General features: G+C 55.2%; 21 protein-coding genes and 1 pseudogene. 8 read left to right on the top strand and 14 right to left on the bottom strand.

Annotation, left to right across the window (positions count from 1 at the left end; translation table 11 throughout):
• Window positions 1-545: DUF1749 domain-containing protein (locus Q3970_RS08325; protein WP_303100116.1), on the top strand; the 545-nt coding region annotated here is incomplete at its 5' end.
• Window positions 545-877, top strand: coding sequence for a phenylpyruvate tautomerase MIF-related protein (locus Q3970_RS08330; RefSeq protein ID WP_303100117.1), 333 nt, complete (start codon window positions 545-547; stop codon window positions 875-877). The genes Q3970_RS08325 and Q3970_RS08330, both read left to right, overlap by 1 nt.
• A gap of 171 nt (window positions 878-1,048) precedes the next feature.
• Here Q3970_RS08330 and Q3970_RS08335 read toward each other — a convergent pair whose 3' ends face one another.
• The 5 genes from Q3970_RS08335 to Q3970_RS08355 all read right to left on the bottom strand — a co-directional run bounded on the left by Q3970_RS08335 (window position 1,049) and on the right by Q3970_RS08355 (window position 4,386).
• Entirely contained in the window at window positions 1,049-1,558 is a 510-nt protein-coding gene (locus tag Q3970_RS08335) for a YbaK/prolyl-tRNA synthetase associated domain-containing protein (protein WP_303100118.1), read from the bottom strand.
• Window positions 1,559-1,738: 180 nt separating this feature from the next.
• A complete protein-coding gene (locus tag Q3970_RS08340; protein WP_303100119.1) occupies window positions 1,739-2,305 on the bottom strand; it encodes a TetR/AcrR family transcriptional regulator in 567 nt (188 codons plus the stop codon).
• Window positions 2,306-2,350: 45 nt separating this feature from the next.
• A complete protein-coding gene (locus Q3970_RS08345; protein WP_303100120.1) occupies window positions 2,351-2,758 on the bottom strand; it encodes a GFA family protein in 408 nt (135 codons plus the stop codon).
• Between the two features lie 173 nt (window positions 2,759-2,931).
• On the bottom strand, window positions 2,932-3,585 hold the full coding sequence (locus Q3970_RS08350) for a DNA alkylation repair protein (protein ID WP_303100121.1): 654 nt from the start codon (window positions 3,583-3,585) through the stop codon (window positions 2,932-2,934).
• Window positions 3,586-3,723: 138 nt separating this feature from the next.
• Window positions 3,724-4,386: an NAD(P)H-dependent oxidoreductase gene (locus Q3970_RS08355; protein WP_303100122.1), complete on the bottom strand. Its 663-nt coding sequence runs from the start codon at window positions 4,384-4,386 to the stop codon at window positions 3,724-3,726.
• Between the two features lie 148 nt (window positions 4,387-4,534).
• On the opposite strand from Q3970_RS08355, the gene Q3970_RS08360 reads away from it, so the two are divergent.
• A complete protein-coding gene (locus Q3970_RS08360) occupies window positions 4,535-4,768 on the top strand; it encodes a hypothetical protein (RefSeq protein ID WP_303100123.1) in 234 nt (77 codons plus the stop codon).
• Between the two features lie 61 nt (window positions 4,769-4,829).
• Here the strand turns inward: Q3970_RS08360 and Q3970_RS08365 are convergent, their stop codons facing one another.
• The 3 genes from Q3970_RS08365 to gltX form a co-directional block, all read right to left on the bottom strand.
• Complete coding sequence (locus Q3970_RS08365) at window positions 4,830-5,510, bottom strand: NAD(P)H-dependent oxidoreductase (RefSeq protein ID WP_303100124.1); 681 nt, start codon at window positions 5,508-5,510, stop codon at window positions 4,830-4,832.
• A 97-nt stretch (window positions 5,511-5,607) separates the two neighbouring features.
• On the bottom strand, window positions 5,608-6,495 hold the full coding sequence (locus Q3970_RS08370) for a type 1 glutamine amidotransferase domain-containing protein (protein ID WP_303100125.1): 888 nt from the start codon (window positions 6,493-6,495) through the stop codon (window positions 5,608-5,610).
• Between the two features lie 231 nt (window positions 6,496-6,726).
• Entirely contained in the window at window positions 6,727-8,124 is a 1,398-nt protein-coding gene (gene gltX / locus Q3970_RS08375; RefSeq protein WP_303100126.1) for a glutamate--tRNA ligase, read from the bottom strand.
• A 172-nt stretch (window positions 8,125-8,296) separates the two neighbouring features.
• Here gltX and Q3970_RS08380 point away from each other — a divergent pair, with 172 nt between their 5' ends.
• Window positions 8,297-8,650, top strand: a complete 354-nt coding sequence (locus Q3970_RS08380) for an MliC family protein (protein ID WP_303100127.1) — start codon at window positions 8,297-8,299, stop codon at window positions 8,648-8,650.
• 82 nt (window positions 8,651-8,732) lie between these two features.
• Here Q3970_RS08380 and Q3970_RS08385 read toward each other — a convergent pair whose 3' ends face one another.
• Entirely contained in the window at window positions 8,733-10,289 is a 1,557-nt protein-coding gene (locus tag Q3970_RS08385; protein WP_303100128.1) for a TerC family protein, read from the bottom strand.
• Window positions 10,290-10,718: 429 nt separating this feature from the next.
• On the opposite strand from Q3970_RS08385, the gene Q3970_RS08390 reads away from it, so the two are divergent.
• Window positions 10,719-12,131, top strand: coding sequence for an amino acid permease (locus Q3970_RS08390; RefSeq protein WP_368494374.1), 1,413 nt, complete (start codon window positions 10,719-10,721; stop codon window positions 12,129-12,131).
• A 40-nt stretch (window positions 12,132-12,171) separates the two neighbouring features.
• On the opposite strand, the gene ptsP is transcribed toward Q3970_RS08390, so the two are convergent.
• The 4 genes from ptsP to Q3970_RS08410 form a co-directional block, all read right to left on the bottom strand.
• Window positions 12,172-13,923 carry a phosphoenolpyruvate--protein phosphotransferase gene (gene ptsP, locus Q3970_RS08395; RefSeq protein ID WP_303100130.1) on the bottom strand — a complete coding sequence of 584 codons (1,752 nt, stop codon included), beginning with the start codon at window positions 13,921-13,923 and terminating at the stop codon, window positions 12,172-12,174.
• A gap of 1 nt (window position 13,924) precedes the next feature.
• Entirely contained in the window at window positions 13,925-14,194 is a 270-nt protein-coding gene (locus Q3970_RS08400) for an HPr family phosphocarrier protein (RefSeq protein WP_303100131.1), read from the bottom strand.
• Window positions 14,191-14,607 carry a PTS sugar transporter subunit IIA gene (locus Q3970_RS08405; protein ID WP_303100132.1) on the bottom strand — a complete coding sequence of 139 codons (417 nt, stop codon included), beginning with the start codon at window positions 14,605-14,607 and terminating at the stop codon, window positions 14,191-14,193. The genes Q3970_RS08400 and Q3970_RS08405 overlap by 4 nt, the downstream gene beginning before the upstream one ends.
• A 123-nt stretch (window positions 14,608-14,730) precedes the next feature.
• Window positions 14,731-15,291: a hypoxanthine-guanine phosphoribosyltransferase gene (locus tag Q3970_RS08410; protein ID WP_303100143.1), complete on the bottom strand. Its 561-nt coding sequence runs from the start codon at window positions 15,289-15,291 to the stop codon at window positions 14,731-14,733.
• A 163-nt stretch (window positions 15,292-15,454) separates the two neighbouring features.
• Between Q3970_RS08410 and Q3970_RS08415 the strand changes: the two are divergent.
• From Q3970_RS08415 to fabF, 3 genes and pseudogenes are all read left to right on the top strand, one after another.
• Window positions 15,455-17,467, top strand: a pseudogene (locus Q3970_RS08415) (prolyl oligopeptidase family protein); the annotation flags it as partial.
• 321 nt (window positions 17,468-17,788) lie between these two features.
• Entirely contained in the window at window positions 17,789-18,025 is a 237-nt protein-coding gene (gene acpP / locus Q3970_RS08420) for an acyl carrier protein (protein ID WP_054599558.1), read from the top strand.
• A gap of 155 nt (window positions 18,026-18,180) precedes the next feature.
• Window positions 18,181-19,428 carry a beta-ketoacyl-ACP synthase II gene (gene fabF, locus Q3970_RS08425; RefSeq protein WP_303100133.1) on the top strand — a complete coding sequence of 416 codons (1,248 nt, stop codon included), beginning with the start codon at window positions 18,181-18,183 and terminating at the stop codon, window positions 19,426-19,428.
• 90 nt (window positions 19,429-19,518) lie between these two features.
• On the opposite strand, the gene Q3970_RS08430 is transcribed toward fabF, so the two are convergent.
• A complete protein-coding gene (locus Q3970_RS08430; protein WP_303100134.1) occupies window positions 19,519-20,526 on the bottom strand; it encodes a thiamine ABC transporter substrate binding subunit in 1,008 nt (335 codons plus the stop codon).
• Window positions 20,527-20,563: the final 37 nt, after the last annotated feature.

Raw genomic sequence — 20,563 nt, forward strand, 5'->3', positions numbered from 1 at the left:
CCGAAAAGCGGGGCTATAAAAACATCATTCTGGCGGGGCATTCGCTGGGGGCGAACAAGGTGGTTTATTACCTTTCCCGACACCACGATTTGCGGGTGAACAAATTTATCCTGCTCAGCCCCGCCAACGTTACCCATTTTACCAATTTTGTGGGTGAACAGGAGCGGACAACGGTCAAGCACTATGTAGAAAACGGTTGGGGGCGGAAAATCCTGCCGTTTGAACTGTTCGGCTGGCTCGGCGGTACGGCGGATATGGCGTATCAGTGGCTGTTTACCGACACGCTCAATAATATGCACGTGGAAGCGGACGGCGATTTTTCGCAGATTGAGCAAATTACCCACACAGGGGCGTTGCTGATCGGCACGCTGGACCGCTTTACCTACGGCGATCCGGCGGGCTTTTTGCAGAATATCAACGGCCACTTCCCCACCGCCGATGATAACGAGCTGATTTTTATCGACGGCACAGGGCATACTTATCAACAAAAAGAGCAGGAAGTGGCGGATAAGTTATTGGCACTGGTGCAAAAGTGGGGGTTTTAATGGCATTCATCACAATTTGCACCAATCAAACCGTTTCGCCAAACCAGCAAACGGAGATTGCAAAGGAGCTGGGGCAAGCGGTGGCGTGCGTGCCGAACCAGTCGGCTGAAAGAATTTTAATCACCTTTGATGACAAAAAAGCGATGGTTTATCGGGATACCGCCCCCGTGGCGTTGGTAACGTTTCGGGCGTTCGGTAATAAAAACCATCTCGGCTATCGGGAACTGACCGCCCGAATCAGCCGGATTTTGCACCGCATATTGGGCATTGAAAGGGAGCGGGTTTTTGTAGAATTCGGCGATATTACCGCTTTTGGGGTGGGAGATTTTTAGCAAGCGGTGTTTTTTTATGGAAAATTTGCAAACTTTCAGACGGCCTGCAAACATCGGGCGGGCGGATTTATTGTTCAATCACCCGATATGCTTGCCTGAAACGGTTGTGTATTTCAAAAACGTTCCTTTAAAGATAAGGTTTGGAACGGTTCGCGTTTTAAGGCTTGCGTATCATGGTTGTTTATCATGGTTTGTTTCCGGTTTCGCAAATCTCACCCATTCGGGGGCGGCAATGCGTGCATAATCCTGCGTATTTAAAATAATCGAACGTTCCAATGTGCCTGCGTTGAATGCCAGTTCGCCGTAGCGTTCGAGCAGGCTCGGGTCAGCGATAAGTTTAAGTTCCGGGTGAAAACTGAAAGGCGGAATCGCACCGAATACGCAGTCGGTCAGATCACCGACTTCTTTCGGGCTGGCAAGCGATGCTTTGATACCGCCCAGATGTTCGGCAATGTTACTTAACTGAGCCTGCTTGTCGGCGGGCAAAACGGCAAGCACCGCTTGTTTTATGCCGTTACCCTTTACTTTGCAGACAAGGGCTTTGGCACCTTGCCCGAGTTCTGTCCCCCGCAGTTGTGCGACTTCTTCCGATTTGCCGGCACTGCCGTGTTCCATGACCCGATAACGGGTTTGGCGGTTGTCCAGCAGTGCGGTTAGCCGTTCAAATGTTTTTTGCGACATAAGATACCCTTGATTTGATTCGTTTCGGTTACTGTTATCGTAACAGATACTGAAAACGGATAAACCATAATGTTTTCCGTAACATAAGGTTTTTTATAAAAATTATCCGTTTTTAAAATAAAACGGCGGATACGGAATGTTACAAGCGGTCATTTTTTCCAAATATTTTGCAAATCTCTTTCACCCAGCCTGAACCGCTTTCAGTATCTCCACCATTTCCGCCCACTCGTCAAACACCTGCGGGATTTTTAAAACCTCTCCCCGTTCAAAGGCGTAGCGGTGGCTTTCCAGTGCGATGGTGGCGAAGACGGCGGCTTGGTAGTCCCGGTCTTTATCGGCGGATTTCACTTTGCGGGCGTGGGCGGTGAACGCCTGTTTGAGCATGGCGTGCATATCGGCGTACAGGTGGTGGCGGGGCGTGTTGATTTTCCACAGTGCCAGCACCAGCCGTCTGTTTTCCAGCAGGCGGTTGCCGACGGTCTGCATAAACCGCACAAGATTGTCGCTTTCAAACCGCTTTTTTAAGAGAGCCTGATAATCGGCTTTGACCTGCTTGATGAGCTTGCCCGCCAGATCGCTTTTGCCCGAGTAATAGCGGTAAAAAGTGGTGCGGTTGATCAGGGCTTTTTCAATGATTTCCTGCACCTGTATTTTTTCAAACGGCTTTTCGTCCAACAACCCGATTAAGGCATTGGCGATGGCACGTTGGGTTTTAACTACCCTCAAATCGGTGTGCGGGGCGTTCATAACGAATATCCTGTGTGTTGAAACATACTCAGGCAGGCTCTTTTGCTACTTTTCCGCACCGCTGACCATGGCGAGAAATTCGCTTTCGGTCAGTTTGGGCGTGTCGTTCGCCAGTTCGTAATACGGGGCTTTGCAGTCGATAAAGATTTGGCTGCCCAGTTTGAAACCGGCGTTGTCGGCGAACAGGCCTGCGTTGATGTAGTAATCGTCGCCTACCTGCACGAACAGGTGCGTGCCGCACTGTTTGCAGAAACAACGATCCGCCCATTCGGAAGAACGGTAGCGGCCGATGTGTTCGCTCCCGCCGATTTCGGGGCTTCTGGCGGTTAAGGTAAATGCCGCACTCCCGCCCCAAGTACGGCATTTGCCGCAGTGGCAGGCGTGCAGTTCGTTGTTATGCTCAACTTGCAGCGATACGCTGCCGCATAAACATTGTGCTTGGTTGGTTTTCATTGGATTACTCCTGTTAAGTTAAAGTTGAAGGTTAAAGTGCGGTTTGATTTTCAGGCTGCCTGAAAGTTTGCAAAATTTTGAAAAAAGCAGACCGCTTGCGTTTGAACATCGGTTATGCCGACGGCACGAAATGCGGGCGTAGCGGGTAAAAATCCGACCGCCTGCAAGGGCAACTACAAATACTTTTCCGCTTCTTTGACAGTCAGTCGGGACAAGCCCGCTTTGTTTTCGGCGATAAACGCCCTCACCCATTCGGGATTGGTTTTGGCATAATCACGCAAAATCCAGCCCATTGCCTTATTGATAAAAAACTCGGTTTGGTTGAGGTTGTTCAGCAAAATCCGTTTTAACAGGGCTTGTTTGGTTTTCTCTTTGCGTAAAAGCTGATGGTTAATCGCCACACGGCGTAACCAGATGTTGTCCGCCTTGCTCCACGCCAACATTGTGTCATCGACGGTTTGGCTGGGAAAGCAGATATTCCCAATGGTTCGATCCAAGTTGTCCACCGTATCCCACCACGATTTGGTGATGACCAGTTTTTGCAAACGGGGCAAATCCTGCTCGGTCAAAAAAGACTGCATTATGCGCAAATAATCGGCGGCAACATATTGAAATTCACGCTCCGGCAATGCCCAAAGGCGTTCCACCGCCTGCCAGTCAATGCGTTTTTGTGCTTTTTCCTGCTTGAAATAGGCGGCACACAACCGTTTCCGCTCAGGCGTCCGGATACCTAAAAACGGGAACTGATCCTTCATATACGCCGCCATCTGTTCGGCTTGCCGGGCATCTTTCTTTTGGTACAGTTGAGTGATAAGTTGTTCTAACATAGTTGATTTTTTTGTGGTTATGAAATGCCGTTTTCTGTCGAAACACCGTCTGAAAACTTATCTTTCAGACGGCATCACGATTTTTACAAACCGGCAAGCGGTCGGATTTTTGTAAATTTTACAAAGTCCTATCCAGTCTTAATCCACCCACTGCACCACCACTTCGGCGGGCTTGCGGGATTTGGGGCGGATTTCTTTGGCACGGTAGCCGAAGGTTACCGCCACGGAAACGCCCCATTCGGCAGGGTCGAATACGCCCGCCTGTGCCAAAACTCGATTGACTTCGGCGTAATCAAAACCCTCCACGGGACAGCTGTCCACGCCGATCATGGCCGCCCCCGTCATCATATTGGCAAGGGCGATGTAGGTTTGTTTGGACGCCCAGTCAAATAAGGCCCGCTCGTTGTCCAAAACGCGGATATGCTCCTGCTGGAAGGTGTGGTAAAGGGCGACAGCCTTGTCAAACGCTTCGGGCGACAGTCCGCGTTTTTTAAGGGAGTCGGTCAAATCGGGCGAATCGTAACGCATGTTTTTCTTCGCCAGTATAAAAACGACATAACTGGCATCGTCGATGGCATTCGCCATGCCCCAGCAAAACGGTTTGAGCTTTTGACGCAGTTCGGGCGACTGCACCACCACAAACCGCCACGGCTCGGAACCGACCGAGCTGGGCGAAAGGCGGGCCAGTTCCAAAATATAGTCCATATCCTCCCGGCCGACTTTGCGGGCGGGGTCGTAGGCGCGGGTGGCGGCACGGAATTTAAAGGCTTCCAAAACCTGCTGTTTGACGGTTTGGGTCATTTTTTTCTCCAAGATGGTTGAGGGTAAAAATCTAACAACATTCAGACGGCATTCAAGCTGCCTGAATGTTTTTCAGTCTGCTTGTTGATGGTTTCCGACAAACAAAGTAGAGTACCTGCTCCCATTACTGTTTGCAAGGAAACCGGAAATGAAAAGTGCATTTCTCTTGGGGCATGTCCGCCAAAAAGACGAAGACAATGAAGACATCAAACATATCGGTATTTTTGCAACTCGGGCAGATGCAGAAAATGTCCGTATGCAATTAGCCGGCAAGCCGGGCTTCAAACAGCACCCCGACGGTTTTTATATTGACGAATGCGAAATCGGCAAAATCAACTGGTCGGAAGGTTTTGGCGTTGATTGGGATAACGAAGCAAGTTGAATCTGTCGGAATAACCATTCATGCCGTCTGAAAATGCTTTCAGACGGCATCATTTTCCCGCTCAACGGCACAGGCGTCCGACCAGTGCTTTTTGGTATTCGGGCAAACGGCCGGCACTGACGCTTTGAAACACCAGGGGCGGCAGGTAGTTCATGCCGCAATAGACGGCGGAGGCTTTCATGGGCAAAAACACGTCTGCCAGCTCCACGCCGAGGCGCCCGTTCTTGCCGTAGGTGCCGCTGCCGGCGGCGGCGGTGGAAACCACCAGCATTTCCTTGCCCTGCAACAGCCCCCGCCCTATCCCGCCGCTGCCCCAAGTGTCGTTAAGGTAGGCCTTCATCATCGGCGTGATGTTGTACCAGTGGGTGGGGAACAAAAACACAAGCCGCCGGTGGGCACGGGTGATTTCCCGCTCTTTTTCTGCGTTGATGGCGCGGGTGTCGAAACCGTAAATGCTTTCCAGATTGCGGATGGTTACGTTGCCCACGCCCGCCGCCGCTTCCTGCAAACCTTTAATCATCACGGACTGCTCGGGATAAGGGTGTGAGGCGATTAACAGGGTTTTCACGGGGGCTTGCCCGCTGTTTTTCGGGGCGTCGTTGCCCGCCCATGCCGACGATGCCGCCGTATTTTGTGCCGTTTTGCCGCCGCCGTTTTCGGCACAGGCAGGCAGTGCGGCAAGGGCGGCCAAGGCAGCCGCACTTTTTAAGGCGGTACGGCGGTCAAGTGTTTTGGGCTTCATCGGTTTCTCCTGATTTTGTCGGGTGAAAAGGCGGTTTCAATGCGTGTTCAGACAGCCCGAAGGTTCAGGCCGCCTGAAAACAAAGGGGCTTACCCGTTTATCTGCCCGATTTTTGCTGTGCCAGGCGTTTGAGCACCGCTTCGGCAAGCAAATGGTCAGAAAACGGGTTTTGCCCGGTAATCAATTCACGGTCTTGCATAATAAAAGGTTTGTCCGCCTCGCCGACAATCACGTTTCCTCCGGCATTGCGCAGGGCGTCTTCCATGTAAAACTCGATTTTCGCGCCCAGCCAGTTTTCCACGCCGTGTTCTTCGGCAGTGGAATACACATTCATCTTATAGTCTTTGTAAATCCAGTTTTTCGCCAGAGAACGGGCTTTGGCATGGTCGCCTCGAACCATCGCCTTGCGGAATGCCGCAGGATTATTCACGGCCGAAGCCAGTGCAATCGGGCCGTGGCAGAGCAAGGCGGTGGTTTTGCCGTTTTCGTGGAAATGCTTCAGCACCCTGCCCAAATCCTTATCCTGCACCAAATCCACCATCGGGGCATGGCCGCCCGGCACATACACCGCGTCGTATTGGCTCAGGGCTTGGACGGATCGGGCAATTTCCTTAAGCTTGAACGGCCTTTGCATGGTGGGGTGGCTCAAAACAAACGCCATCGCCTGCGAGAGTTTGGCAGGGTCGTTCTGAAACAGCTCCACATTGATGGAATTTTTGTCCAATGCGGGCGTGGTGCCGTCGGGGGTGGCAACGTCCACCTGATAGCCCGCCTTGATAAACTCTTGGGCAGGCACGGCCAGCTCGCCCAGATAATAGCCGGTTTTGTGCGGACGGCCGTCTTTGAACTTCATCTCGTTCACGCTGGAAGCCACCAGCAGAATTTTGCCCTTGGGCGGGTTCTGCGTTTTTGCCGTATCGGCAAAAGCGGTTTGCGACAACCCCAGCACGGCCCCCAAGGCAATGACAGACAGTTTTTTCAACATGGGACAACTCCTTAACTTAATGGAACAAACAACGGATAACCGCCATTATAGGTCCTTTAATTTTTAATGATAAACAAGGTAATTTATAAATCAGTTTTAATAAAAAATTAAGGATTTCACACCTGCCAAAAAGCTGTTTTACCTTGATTGCGGCCGTTTTTTTGGAAACGTGCTGCTGTTGCATGCATCGGGCTACCCCCTGCGGTTTCAACAGCAAGGGGCTGAAGTGAATCAGGCGTTGCGAATCCGCTTTAACACTTCTTCTTTGCCGATCAGGGCCAGCACCGCATCTACGCTGGGGGTTTTCGCCGTGCCGCATACGGCCAGGCGCAGGGGCATGCCGAGTTGGCCCATTTTGATGCCTTCGGCTTCGCAGAAGGGTTTGAACAAATCGTGGATGGCCTCGGCATTCCAGTCGGGCAGCGCTTCAAGCAGGTCGGCGAAGCGGCGCATGCGTGCGGGGGCTTCTCCGCTCCAGTGCTTCTGCACGTCTGCTTCGGCGGGCACGGCTTTTTGGTAGAAATACACGCACTCGTCGGCCAGCGTGTTCAAATCTTGGGCGCGGTCTTTCACCAATGCCAACACGTCTTCCAGCGCAGGCTTGTCGGGCACTTCCACGCCACGCACCGCCAAGCGGGGTTTTACCAGCGCGGCGAGCGTGTCGTTGGGGGTGGTTTTGATGTGTTCGCCGTTAATCCAATAGAGTTTTTTCAAATCCATGCGGCTGGGCGAGGGGGAAACGTCTTTCAAATCAAACCATTCGACAAACTGCTTCATGTTGAAAAATTCATCGTCGCCGTGCGCCCAGCCCAAGCGCGCCAGATAGTTGAGCATGGCTTCGGGCAGAATGCCCATTTGGCCGAAATCGGTGATGGCCACGGTGTCGCCGCTGCGTTTGGAAATTTTTTTGCCGTGCTCGTTCAAAATCATCGGCAGGTGGGCATACTCGGGCAGCTTGGCGCCAATGGCTTTTAAGATGTTGATTTGTTTAGGGGTATTGTTGACATGGTCGTCGCCGCGGATAACATGGGTGATGCCCATGTCGCAATCGTCCACCACCACGCAGAAATTATAGGTGGGCGTGCCGTCGGCGCGGGCGATGATAAGGTCGTCGAGCGCTTCGTTGGGGATGCTGATTTCGCCCTTCACCAAGTCGTGCCATTTGGTTACGCCGGTAAGCGGTGTTTTGAAGCGGACAACAGGCTCGCGGCCGGCAGGAATTTCGGGCAGGGTTTTCCCCGGCTCGGGGCGCCAGCGGCGGTCGTAGGTGGCGGTGCCTTCTTTTTCGGCTTTCTCGCGCATGGCTTCCAGCTCTTCTTTGCTGCAATAGCAATGATAGGCGCGGCCTTGCGCCAACAGTTCGGCAATCACTTCTTTATAGCGGTCGAAGCGGCGGGTTTGGTAAACCACATTATCGGCATTGTCGTAATCGAGGCCTGCCCAGTTCATGCCGTCTAAAATGATGTTGACCGATTCGGCGGTGGAACGCTCCAAATCGGTGTCTTCGATGCGCAGCAGGAACTCGCCTTTGTGCTTTTTGGCAAAAGCCCATGAAAACAGGGCGGTGCGCACACCGCCGATGTGCAGGTAGCCGGTGGGGCTGGGGGCGAAACGGGTTTTAACGCTCATGATGAAGATTTTCCTATGTGTTTGCAAAGCCTTATTGTAGCCGAGAGTATTCAGCGGCAAAAGGCTTTCAGGCCGTCTGAAGATATCCGGCATGCGTGGGAAATTATGTTATATAATAACAAAAGTTTTATTTTTCCAACGTTAACCCAGCACTTATTTAAAAGGAATGATTATGAAGAAACCGAATGCCGTCGTATTGGCCGCTGCACTGGCCTTACTCTCTGCCTGTGCCCAAACCGGCGGCGGTACAGGCACACCGCAGCAGGCGGCCTCCCAACGTTTTGAATGCGACAACGGCCTGACCGCCCATATTCAAAACATCGGCACAGATAAAATCAAAATCCGCGTGCAGGACAGGGAAGGCATACTGACACTGGCCCCTTCCGGTTCGGGCGAGCGCTATGTGTCCCAAACCGGCCTGTGGGGCAGCGGCGGCGAATGGCACCAAAAAGGCGGAGAAGCCTATTTTGCCTACACCGGCATCCACGGAGCCAAAGGCGCTTCCACCTGCCGCTTAGCGCACTGAGTAAAACGTTACAGCGGCTTAAATTTAAAAGAGGACAAGGCGGAGAAACCGCCTTGTCCTCTTTTAAATTTAAGCCGCTGTATCATTCTTCCGGCAGTTTGGTAATTTTCACCCGCTCTATACGCCGGCCTTCTTTTTCGGTTACTTCAAACCGCCAGCCGTGAAAACCGATATGATCGCCCACATCGGGAATGCTTTGCAGCTCTTCCATAATCAGCCCGGCTACGGTGTGGTAGCCGGCATCTTCCGCTGGCGGCGGCAGGTTGAGTTGCGGAGCCAGCTCCACATATTCGAGCGCGCCGTCCACCGTCAGGCTTTCGTCGGGGTTGGCCTGCAGCATAGGTTCTTCTTCGCGCTCGAAGGCTTCGGGAAATTCGCCGGCAATGGTTTCCATCAAATCTTTCATGGTTACCATGCCGAGCACGGCACCGAATTCGTCTACCACCAGTGCGTAGTCGGCGCTGCTTTTGCGGAACAGCTCGATGGCATCAAGCGCGCTGGTGCTGTCGGGCAGAACCAGCGGTTGGCGCAAGGCCGCCTGAACGTTCATTTCCCCGTGCTCCAGCAATTGGGCGAGCAGGTCTTTTTTGTTGATGTAACCCAGCGGTTCGTCCACTCCGGCCTTGCCCACCACCAGCAGGCGGCTGTAGGGGGTGTTTTGCAGTTGGGCGTGCTGCTCTTCTTTGCTTTGCGAAATATCGAGCCGCTCGATGTCGCGGCGCGGAATCATCACGCCGAGTATCGGGCGTTCGGCCAGCATCAGCACGCTGCGTATCATGGATTTTTCGTTTTCTTCAAAATGGCCGCTGTCGTCGGGACTGCCGCCGGCGGTTGCCAGCACGCTTTCGCGTATGCCCATCATGCCCAGCACGTTATCAGCCGTGCGCTGCCGCCACGAGCGGCTGATGTAGTCGTTTTTGCGCACGTTTTTCTGCGAAATCTGGTTGAATATTTCAATCAGAATCGAGAAGCCGATAGCAGCATAGAGGTAGCCTTTGGGGATGTGGAAGTGGAAGGCTTCGGCAATCAGGCTGAAACCGATCATCAGCAAGAAGCCCAAACACAGCATCACCACGGTGGGGTGTTTATCGACAAATTCGGTGAGCGGTTTGCTGGCCAGAATCATCACCGTCATCGCCACCACCACGGCGGCCATCGCCACGACGATGTGGTCGACCATGGCCACGGCGGTAATCACCGAATCGATGGAAAACACCGCGTCCAATATCAGGATTTGCGCCACCACGCCCCAAAACGGCGAATGCTTTTTGTGGGTGTCGGCAATCGTAATCTGGTTATGCCCTTCCAGGCGCTCGTGCAGTTCGGTGGTGGCTTTGTAAAGCAGGAACAGGCCGCCGGCAAACATGATGAGGTCTTTGCCCGACACGGCAAGGCTGCCCCATTCCAAAAACGGTTTGGTGAGCGTGATGATGTGGGCCATAAAGCCGAGCATAATAATGCGGATAAGCACCGCCAAGGCCAGGCCGGTGATGCGGGCTTTGTCGCGCAGGGCAGGTTTGACTTTATTGGCCAGTATCGCCACAAACACGAGGTTGTCGATACCGAGCACTACTTCAAGTATTAACAGCGTTGCAAAGCCTATCCATGTTTGCGGGTCGGCCAACCAACTGAAATCCATAATGATTTAAATCCTTGTTTTTAGAATGCAGACAGGCAGACCGGTTGGTTTTCCGGCCTGCCTGTGGAAACGGCGCATACACAAAGGGCGTCGGTATAACTGCCCTGCTCCGCGTCTTTCATAAAAGTGTATGCCTTAAAATAATATGGAATCAGCAGTTTATCATTTTCATGTTTTTTAAGGAAGAGAGGCCGCCTGAAAGGCTGCCGGAGGTTTCAGACGGCCTTTGCAAACCGCCGTATCTGACTTTCTCCACATGGCGGCAGCCGAATCAGGTTATACCGCCATACCTGCACGAACCCGCGTTTTTTCGGTTATCATTTATGTTTTGTCTACCATTACGGCGGCTTTCCGCCCCAACTGTTTATTATGTCTGATATACAACACAACACGCAGGTAAAACGCCGTTTGAAAACGCGGCACTTATCCATGATTGCCATCGGCGGCTCCATCGGCACCGGCCTGTTTATGGCCAGCGGCACCGCCATCAGCGCGGCAGGGCCGGGCGGCGCGCTTTTGGCTTATGCCGCCATCGGCCTGATGGTGTATTTTTTAATGACCTCCCTAGGCGAAATGGCCACCTACCTACCCACCTCCGGCTCGTTCAGCACCTACGCCTCGCGCTTCGTCGATCCGTCGCTGGGTTTTGCGCTGGGCTGGAACTATTGGTTCAACTGGGTGATTACGGTGGCTGCCGACGTGGTGATTGCCGCCGTGGTCATCACCTATTGGGAGCCGATGCGGTTTATGGCGCCGTGGGCGTGGAGCCTGCTGTTTTTCGCGATGATTTTCCTGCTCAACACCTTGTCGGTGCGCGCCTACGGCGAATCGGAATATTGGTTTGCACTGATTAAAGTGATTACCGTGATTGTATTTCTCGGCGTGGGCGTGCTCACCATTTTCGGCATACTCGGCGGCCAATATGTCGGCCTGAGCAATATGACGATGGGCGACGCGCCGTTTTTGGGCGACGGCGCCGGCGGGCAGTTTCTCACCGTGTTGGGCGTGTTTCTGATTGCCGGTTTCTCGTTTCAGGGCACTGAGCTTATCGGCATCACCGCCGGAGAATCGGAAAACCCCGCAGAAAGCATTCCCAAAGCCGTGAAGCAGGTTTTCTGGCGGATTCTGATTTTCTACATTCTCGCCATTCTGGTTATCGGTCTGCTGATTCCCTACACCAGCCCCCAACTTTTGGGTGCGGATGTAGACGAAATCGCCAAATCGCCGTTTACGCTGGTGTTCGAACGCGCCGGTTTGGCTTTCGCCGCCGCCGTGATGAACGCCGTGATTCTCACCTCAATTCTGTCGGCGGGCAATTCGGGCATGTATGCTTCCACCCGCATGCTCTACGCCATGGGTAAAGACGGCCTTGCCTACAAAACCTTCGCCCGCACCAGTGCGGCAGGCGTGCCGGTGGTTTCGCTGCTGGCCACCGCCGCCGTGGTGCTGCTGGTGTTCACGCTGCAACTGGTGAGCGACAAAATGTATCAATACATTCTGGCCGCTTCGGGCTTAACCGGTTTTATCGCCTGGCTGGGCATCGCCGTGAGCCACTACCGCTTCCGCCGCGCCTATATCGCGCAGGGCAAAGATTTGAACGCCCTCGTTTACCGCGCCAAATGGTTCCCCTTCGGCTCGCTGCTGGCGCTGGCCCTGTGCGTGCTGGTGATTATCGGCCAAGATACGGAGCTGGTGCTCAAAGGCAGCTTCGATTGGGACAGGCTGGTGATTACCTATATGGGCCTGCCGGTGTTTTTGGGCTTTTATTTCTACCACAAACTGCGCTACAAAACGCACAAGGTTCCACTGGAGCAGGTGGATTTGAGCCAAGACGCGCATTAACGGCACAGCTGTAAATCGATCAGGCCGTCTGAAAAGTTTTTCAGACGGCCTCTTTCTCCGCATTCATTGCTTTAAGCAGTTTCTCTACTTTTTCAGGATCTTCGCTGCGCATCAGGCGGGCGGTTTCGTTTTCGAGTTCGAGCGTGTTGCTGCGCAGCACGATGTCTTTTACCGCCAAAAGGTTGCCGGTATTCATCGAAAACCGCCGCAAACCCATGCCCAAAAGCAGGCGGGTGAAGTGGGTGTCGCCGGCCATTTCGCCGCACACCGATACAGCCTTACCCATGCGGTTGGCGGTGCGGATAATATGCTGTATCAGTTTGAGTACGGCGGGGTGGCCGGGCTGGTAGAGGTAGCTGACGGCATCGTCGCCGCGGTCGACCGACAAAGTGTATTGGATTAAATCGTTGGTGCCGATAGAAATAAAGTCGACGTGTTTGAGCAGGCCGGCCACGGTGAGTGCGGCCGACGGGATTTCTATCATACAGCCGGCCGACACTTCGCCGAAAGGTTCGTCGCGCTCGGCCAACTGCCGCCTGGCGGTTTCCAAATGCACCAGGCACTGCTTCAGCTCGGTAATGTCGGTAATCATCGGCCACATCATTTTCACCGGCCCGTGCACGGCGGCGCGAAGAATAGCGCGCATCTGGGTTCGGAACATCACCGGCTCGGCCAGGCACAGGCGGATGCCGGTCAGCCCCAGTGCGGGGTTGAGGCTGCCGTTGGGCGTGGCGCTTTGGCCGAACCAGCGCGGGTTTTTGTCCACGCCCAAATCCACAGTGCGGATAGTAAGGCTTTTGCCTTTGAGTTTTTTCACAAATTTGGCATACACGGCATACTGCTCGTCTTCAGACGGCATGGTGTCGCGGTTGAGATAGAGGAATTCGCTGCGGAACAGGCCCACACCGTCGGCACCCATATCGTTCAAACGTTTGATGTCTTCGGCCGATTCGATGTTGGCAAGCAGTTCGATGTTCACGCCGTCTTCGGTGGTGGCAGCGGTTTTTTTGATTTTGTTCAGCTCGCGGGTGCGGGCACGGTATTCGCGGGCACGGGCGCGGTATTCGTTGAGCACCAGCTCGTCGGGGTTGATAATCAGCACGCCGTTGATGCCGTCTACAATCACCCATTCGTTTTCGCTGATGAGCTTGCGGGCGTTGGAGAGGCCGATAACCGAGGGAATATTCAGGCTGCGGCCGAGAATGGCGGTGTGGCTGGTGGGGCCGCCGATGTCGGTAACGAAAGCGGCGATGCGCTGTTCTTTGAAATACACCGTGTCGGCGGGCGAGATGTCGTTGGCCACCAGCACGGTGTCGTCGAGCAGGTTGCCGTCGAGGTTCAGTTCGTTGCCCTGCCCGGCCAGGTTATTATGGATGCGCCCGACCACTTGCAGCATATCCTGCTTGCGCTCGCGCAGGTAGGCATCGTCGATTTCGTCGAACTGGGCGGCCAGTTTGTCGGTTTGCAGCTTCAGCGCCCATTCTGCGTTGATGTGCTGCTCTTCGATGATGTCGACAGGTTCGCGCGACAGGGTGGCATCGGTTAACAGCATCAGGTGCAGCGAAATAAACGCGCCCAACTCGGTAGGGGCGTTTTCGGGAATCGCGCTGCGCAGCTGCTCGAGTTCTCGGCGCGTGGCTTTAACGGCGGCTTCGTAGCGGGAGGTTTCGCCTGCAATACCGGATGCTTCCAAATCATATTGCGGCACTTCGTGCATGCCGCGCGTAACCAGATGGGCGCGGCCGATGGCTATGCCTTTTCCTGCGCTCACGCCGTGCAATACGATGCTCATATTATCCGCCTTCGCCGAAACAGTCGTTAATCAGTGCGGTGAGCGCCTGCATGGCGGCCTCTTCGTCGGCCCCGTCGGTTTCCAGCTCTATCACCGTGCCTTTGGCGGCGGCCAGCATCATCAGCCCCATAATGCTTTTGCCGTTAACACGCTTTCCGTTGCGGCTGACCCACACTTCGCTTTGGAACTGTGCGGCGGTTTGGGTAAACTTGCTTGATGCGCGTGCGTGAAGGCCGAGTTTATTAATAATTTCAATGGGTTGTTTCATCATACGGCACATCCTTCGGGCGGGCTTGTGATGTCGATAATGCCGTTAACGGCGGCTTCTTTAACCAACCGGGTAAAGGCGGCCAGATTGTCTGCCTCGGGAGAGTAGTTGGCGGCCTTCACCATCATAGGTGCGTTCAGGCCGGTGAGCATGGCGGTTTTACCGCCTTCCACCAGTTGGCGGGCGGCATTGCAGGGGGTGGCGCCGAAAATGTCGGTCATAATCAGCACGCCCGCATCGCTGTTTAATTCTGCCGTCATCTTACGTGCGCGGGAGATAACGCTGTTGTGGTCTTCGTGGGTGTCTACGCCGAGTATGCGGATATTCTGCGGCGTGTCGCCCAAAAAGAAATGCTGCGCCAGGCTGCGGTAGGCTTCGCCTATGGCTTCGTGGGTGATGATCAATAAGCCTATCATGGTGTATTCCTCATGAAGATATTTTCAGACGGCCTGTTGCGGTTAACGTTATAGCCAACACGCTATATCATGCTATATATAGATATGGCTGCGGCTTTATTCAAGGCCGTCTGAAATGATGGTTTACTGCCCGCGCAGGGCGTAAACGGCGGCCAGATTGCGCCACGCGCCGGCAGCATCCATACCGTAGCCGAACACATAGCGGTCTGGCACGTTGATGCCGATATAGTCGGCACTAACCGGTTTTTCTTTACCGGTTAATTTGTTGGCGAATACGGCGGTGGCGCAGGAGGCTGCGCCCAAGTCCAACACCTGCTGCTTGATGGCGGCCATGGTGCGGCCTTCGTCGAGTATGTCGTCGAGCACCAGCACATGGCGTCCCGCCACGCCTTCCTGCGGGGCGCGCAGCCAGTTGAAATTGCCGCCTTGCAGTTTGTCGCCGTAGCGCGAAACGTGAACGTAGTCGAAGTCGAGCGGAAAATGCAGCAGCGGCAGCAGCTGGCCGGTAAACACCACCGCGCCGCCCATCACGGGCAAAATCAGCGGGTATTTATCGCCCAAGTCGGCAGTAATTTCACCGGCCAGGCGCAACAGTTCGCGGCGGCAGGCGTCTTCGCCGAACAGCAGTTCGGCATCGTCGAGCATGGCTTGGGTGTGCAGCCGTTTGGTTTCGATATCCATAATTTTTGAGGTTTTCTGCAAAATTAAAGTGCCATTATATAGGCAAGCCGCGCGCGAATCATACGGGTTTCTGTTTGGCCGTCTGAAAACCGCTGCGGCTGCTCTGCCGATGCCTGCCATATCCCGTATAATCCGCCCCTGTTTCCATTTTTCAGACGGCCTCACCGTGAATACCGCCCCGCACGATCCTTATGCTTTTTTAGAAAACCTGCACAGCGAAAAAACGCAGCATTTCGCCGCCGAAGCCCATGCCGAAACGCAGGCGCGCTTCACCGCATCGGAAGCGTTCGGGCAAACCGTCGCCGAGATGGTGAAGCAGCTGCAAAACCCGCGCCAGATTGCGTTTTGCCAGGAACACCGCGCGCGCATGTACCACTTCCACCAAGACGACGACCACCCGAAAGGCGTGTATCAGGTGTGCAGCGCGGCTTCTTACCGTTCGGGCTACCCCGAATGGCAAACGCTGTTTTCGGTGGCCGATTTCGACAGCGTGCTGGGCGACGATGTGTATCTCGACGGCGTATCGCACTATGTCGAACAGCCCGAGCGCGTATTAATCAGCCTCAGCCGCGCGGGCGGCGACGCGGCCTACACGCTCGAATTCGACCTTGCCGAAAAAAAACTGGCGGCAGACGGTTTTCATTTTCCCGCCGGCAAAAACCACATCGCCTGGCGCGACGAAAACAGCGTGTGGGTCTGCCCCGCGTGGCACGAAGAGCAAACCACCGCAGCGGGCTACCCGCGCGAAGTGTGGCTGGTGGAGCGCGGCCAAACCTTTGAGGAGGGCACGCCCGTTTACCGCATGGATTCAGACGGCATGATGGTCAACGCCTGGCGCTATCTCGACGCACAAGGCGCACCCGTAGATTTAATCGAAGCCGCCCGCAGTTTCTACACCAAAACCTATCTGCAAGTGCTGCCCAATGGCGAAGCCCTGCCCCTCAACCTGCCCGAAGACTGCGAAATTTCCGGCTACCTCGCCGGCCACCTGCTACTGCACCTGCACAGCCCGTGGCGGCGTGCCAACCAAAGCTACCCCGCCGGCAGCCTCGTGGCCGTAAAGCTCAACAAAGGCAAAACCGGCGCCGCACAGCTGCTGTTCGCCCCGAATGAAACCCAAGCGTTGGAAAGCATCGAAACCACCAAACACTTCATCATCGCCAATATCCTAGACAACGTTTCAGGCCGTCTGAAAGCATGGCGCCTTTCAGACGGCCGCTGGCAGGAAGAAAGCCTGCCCGAACTGCCGCAGGGCGCGCTTGAGCTGGCCGACCAACCGTGGGGAGGCGACGTGCTCTATATCGCCGCCGGCGACTTCACCACCCCGCTGACCCTGTTCGCACTCGACCTCAACGTGATGGAACTTACGGTGGTGCGCCGCCAGCCCGTGCAGTTCGACACCACCGGCATCACCGTGCAGCAGCTTTATGCCGAATCCGCCGACGGCGAGCGCATCCCCTATTACCACGTCGGCAAAAACCACACGCCCGACACCCCCGCAATCATTTACGTTTACGGCGGCTTCGCCGTGCCCGAACTGCCGCACTACATGGGCAGCATCGGCAAATACTGGCTCGAACCGGGCAAATCGTTCGTGCTCGCCAACGTGCGCGGCGGCGGCGAATTCGGCCCGCGCTGGCACCGCGCCGCACAAGGCATACACAAACACAAAAGCGTGGACGACCTGCTTGCCGTTGTTCGCAACCTGCACGATCGCGGCCTCAGCAGCCCCGCACACACCGCCATACAAGGCGGCAGCAACGGCGGCCTGATCACCGCATCCGCCTTCGTGCGCGAACCGCAGGCAATCGGTGCATTGGTGTGCGAAATGCCCCTGACCGACATGCTGCGCTACCCCTACCTTTCGGCAGGCGCAAGCTGGACCGACGAATACGGCCACCCCGAACAGCCCGAATTTGCCGCCGCCCTCGCCGAGCTTTCCCCCTACCACCGGCTTTCAGACGGCCGAACCTACCCCCCCGCACTGATAACCACCAGCCTGAGCGACGACCGCGTCCACCCCGCCCACGCGCTCAAGTTTTACGCCAAACTGCGCCGCAGCAGCCCCCGCACCTGGCTCTACGCCCCCGCAAACGGCGGCCACACCGGCAACACCACCCAAGAAGATTCGGTTACCGAATTCGCCTGCATCCTGCAATTTCTCAACGAAAGCCTCGGCGCAGCCCCGGGCGCGCAAAGGCCGTCTGAAAATGCCGTTCCGCAACAGCGCCCGCACACACGCGGAAAACATCAGAAAACCGCCCCCGCAAACGCCCTCAACAAAACAAAACACCCAACAAATTGAAAATAAAATAAAATAAAAAGCCTATTGTGATTCAAAATAAGCCTATGCTAATATGCCGCCTAACCCCGCGCGGTTCAGGCGGCATGCCCGCCCCGCATTTTTCGATAGAAAACTCTAAAAGGATTCGGTACAATCCGACCGAGTTTGTTTTTTAAAACCCGCCTTTCCCGATAAGGCATTTAAGGACCGACCGATATGTCAAACATTGAACAACAAGTTAAAAAAATTGTTGCCGAACAACTGGGCGTTAACGAAGCCGAAGTGAAAAACGAATCTTCCTTCCAAGACGACCTGGGCGCAGATTCCCTCGACACCGTTGAGCTGGTAATGGCTTTGGAAGAAGCCTTCGGCTGCGAAATCCCCGACGAAGAAGCCGAAAAAATCACCACCGTGCAACTGGCTATCGACTATATCCAATCACACTCCGCCTAAGCGCGCAGTGCCTTAAACCATACCGAACCAGCCTCTGCTGCGGGTCTGCCTGCCGACAGAGGCTTTTTGGCTTGCACACCCTTCACAACAAAACCTTTCAGACGGCCTGTCCGCCGCAGACGCAGGCCGCATAAACCGAAAACAGCGAGAACATTATGAGTCAGCGAAGAGTCGTTATCACAGGTTTGGGTCAGGTATCGCCCGTGGGCAACGATACCGCCACCGCTTGGAACAACCTTTTGGCCGGTAAAAGCGGCATCGGCGCCATCACCCGCTTCGACGCCTCCGACATCAACAGCCAAATCGCAGGCGAAGTGAAAGATTTCGACATCGGCGCCTATATCAGCCCCAAAGAGGCCCGCCGCATGGACACATTCATCCACTACGGCATCGCCGCCTCCCTGCAAGCCATCGCCGATGCCGGGCTGGACGAAACCGAAAATCTCGATAAAGACCGCGTGGGCGTCAACATCGGCTCGGGTATCGGCGGCCTGCCCAGCATCGAAGCCACCGGTGCCGTGGTGCAGGAAAGCGGCGCACGCAAAATCAACCCGTTTTTCATTCCCGGCTCGCTGATCAACCTGATTGCCGGCCACGTAACCATACTCAAAGGCTACCGCGGCCCCAGCTACGGCATAGTTTCCGCCTGCACCACAGGCGCGCACTCCATCGGCGACTCCGCCCGCATGATCAAATACGGCGATGCCGACGTGATGATTGCCGGCGGTGCCGAAGGCGCCATCTGCACCTTGGGCGTCGGCGGATTCGCCGCCATGAAGGCGCTCTCCACCCGCAACGACGACCCCGCCACCGCCTCCCGCCCGTGGGACAAAGGCCGCGACGGCTTCGTTATCGGCGAAGGCGCCGGCATTCTGGTGTTGGAAGAGCTGGAACACGCCAAAAAACGCGGCGCCAAAATCTATGCCGAAATCGTCGGCTTCGGCATGAGTTCCGATGCCTACCACATCACCGCACCCAACGTCGAAGGCCCCGCCATCGCCGTTACACGCGCCCTCAAAGACGCCGGCCTGAACCCTGGCGATGTGGATTACGTCAACGCACACGGCACCTCCACCCCGTTGGGCGACGCCAACGAAACCAATGCCCTGAAACTTGCATTGGGCGACCATGCCTACAAAGTCGTGGTCAACTCCACCAAATCGATGACCGGCCACCTGCTCGGCGCCGCCGGCGGCGTGGAAGCCGTGTACAGCGTATTGGCCGTGCACCACCAAAAATCGCCGCCCACCATCAACATCTTCGAGCAAGACACCGAATCCGGCTGCGACTTGGACTACTGCGCCAACGAAGCCCGCGACGTGAAAATCGACGTGGCGATTTCCAACTCGTTCGGCTTCGGCGGCACCAACGGCACTTTGGTGTTTAAGAAATTCGAAGGTTGATTTCTAAATCCGAACAAAGTTGAAAAATAATATAAAGATAAAGGCCGTCTGAAACATTTCAGACGGCCTTGTATCAAATACCTACCCGTTTTATTTCAATACCACCTTCATCCAGCGGCCAACCCATTGCTTCTGCTTTTCCGCCATTTGTTTGGCGCCCGGCGCATCATGCTTGGGCGGGGTTTGGGCAAACTCGAACACTTTCGGCAGCGGTGTGCCTTTCACCGCCGGATAAACCCACATTTCGGTCGGCAGGGCTTGCTGCACGTCGGCGCTTTGCAGGTAAGACACCAGCTTCATCGCCAACGCAGGCTGTTTCGCACCTTTGAGCACCGCCGCGCCTTCCACTTGGCGGAATACGCCGCCTTTGAGGAACAGGTTGCCGGTGGGCGGTTCGGTGTATTTGCCTTTGCCGTAATGCACTTCGGCGGCAGGGCTGGTGGCGTAGCTCACAATCAGCGGGCGCGATCCGCCGTTTCTGGTGAAATCGGTGTTGTAGGCATCGCTCCAGCTTTTCGCCACTTTCACGCCGTTGCGGCGCATTTCGCCCCACCATTTAAAAGCGGCCTCTTCGCCCAATCCGCCGATGTTGGCCATTAAGAACGACAAACCGGGGCCGGAGGTGGCGGGATTGGGCGTAACCAGCAGGTTTTTATAGGCGGGTTTGGCCAAATCCTGCAGCGACTGCGGCAGCGGCAGCCTGTTTTGCTCGAACCATTTTTTATCATAGTTCAGCACCACATAACCGTAATCCACCGCCACCGCACCGGGCAGCGAAGCGTTTGCCGGCGCCGACGCGGGCTGTTTGTCGGCCAGTATACCGTTTTGCACGGCTTTGGCGATGTTGGCGTTGTCCAGCCCGTACACCGCGTCGGCAATCGGCTTGGCGCGGCTCAAAATCAGCTTGTTGAGCATTTCGTTGCCGCTGCCCGCCTTGATAACGGACACTTTGGCATTGTTTTCCTGCTCAAACTTGGCGATGGTTTCTTTAGGCAGGCTGAACGAGCCGTGCACCGCCAGCCGCACTTCGGTTTGCGCAAAAGCCGCGCCCCACAGGCACAGCCACAGCCCTGCACCCGATAAAATTTTCTTTTTCATGTTTTCTCTCATCTGCCTGTATCCGTATAATCCGTCA

This window comes from Neisseria sp., assembly GCF_030530745.1.
GTDB lineage: Bacteria > Pseudomonadota > Gammaproteobacteria > Burkholderiales > Neisseriaceae > Neisseria.

What these genes read in the sequence shown, in the direction of transcription:
- Q3970_RS08365 (WP_303100124.1), bottom strand. Translation starts at nt 5,510, where the DNA reads ATGAAGCCCAAAACACTTGACCGCCGTACCGCCTTAAAAAGTGCGGCT.
- Q3970_RS08350 (WP_303100121.1), bottom strand. Translation starts at nt 3,585, where the DNA reads ATGTTAGAACAACTTATCACTCAACTGTACCAAAAGAAAGATGCCCGG.
- Q3970_RS08390 (WP_368494374.1), top strand. Translation starts at nt 10,719, where the DNA reads ATGATTGCCATCGGCGGCTCCATCGGCACCGGCCTGTTTATGGCCAGC.
- fabF (WP_303100133.1), top strand. Translation starts at nt 18,181, where the DNA reads ATGAGTCAGCGAAGAGTCGTTATCACAGGTTTGGGTCAGGTATCGCCC.
- Q3970_RS08335 (WP_303100118.1), bottom strand. Translation starts at nt 1,558, where the DNA reads ATGTCGCAAAAAACATTTGAACGGCTAACCGCACTGCTGGACAACCGC.
- Q3970_RS08355 (WP_303100122.1), bottom strand. Translation starts at nt 4,386, where the DNA reads ATGACCCAAACCGTCAAACAGCAGGTTTTGGAAGCCTTTAAATTCCGT.
- acpP (WP_054599558.1), top strand. Translation starts at nt 17,789, where the DNA reads ATGTCAAACATTGAACAACAAGTTAAAAAAATTGTTGCCGAACAACTG.
- gltX (WP_303100126.1), bottom strand. Translation starts at nt 8,124, where the DNA reads ATGAGCGTTAAAACCCGTTTCGCCCCCAGCCCCACCGGCTACCTGCAC.
- Q3970_RS08340 (WP_303100119.1), bottom strand. Translation starts at nt 2,305, where the DNA reads ATGAACGCCCCGCACACCGATTTGAGGGTAGTTAAAACCCAACGTGCC.
- Q3970_RS08330 (WP_303100117.1), top strand. Translation starts at nt 545, where the DNA reads ATGGCATTCATCACAATTTGCACCAATCAAACCGTTTCGCCAAACCAG.
- Q3970_RS08430 (WP_303100134.1), bottom strand. Translation starts at nt 20,526, where the DNA reads ATGAAAAAGAAAATTTTATCGGGTGCAGGGCTGTGGCTGTGCCTGTGG.
- Q3970_RS08345 (WP_303100120.1), bottom strand. Translation starts at nt 2,758, where the DNA reads ATGAAAACCAACCAAGCACAATGTTTATGCGGCAGCGTATCGCTGCAA.
- Q3970_RS08385 (WP_303100128.1), bottom strand. Translation starts at nt 10,289, where the DNA reads ATGGATTTCAGTTGGTTGGCCGACCCGCAAACATGGATAGGCTTTGCA.
- Q3970_RS08380 (WP_303100127.1), top strand. Translation starts at nt 8,297, where the DNA reads ATGAAGAAACCGAATGCCGTCGTATTGGCCGCTGCACTGGCCTTACTC.
- Q3970_RS08370 (WP_303100125.1), bottom strand. Translation starts at nt 6,495, where the DNA reads ATGTTGAAAAAACTGTCTGTCATTGCCTTGGGGGCCGTGCTGGGGTTG.
- ptsP (WP_303100130.1), bottom strand. Translation starts at nt 13,923, where the DNA reads ATGAGCATCGTATTGCACGGCGTGAGCGCAGGAAAAGGCATAGCCATC.
- Q3970_RS08360 (WP_303100123.1), top strand. Translation starts at nt 4,535, where the DNA reads ATGAAAAGTGCATTTCTCTTGGGGCATGTCCGCCAAAAAGACGAAGAC.
- Q3970_RS08405 (WP_303100132.1), bottom strand. Translation starts at nt 14,607, where the DNA reads ATGATAGGCTTATTGATCATCACCCACGAAGCCATAGGCGAAGCCTAC.
- Q3970_RS08400 (WP_303100131.1), bottom strand. Translation starts at nt 14,194, where the DNA reads ATGATGAAACAACCCATTGAAATTATTAATAAACTCGGCCTTCACGCA.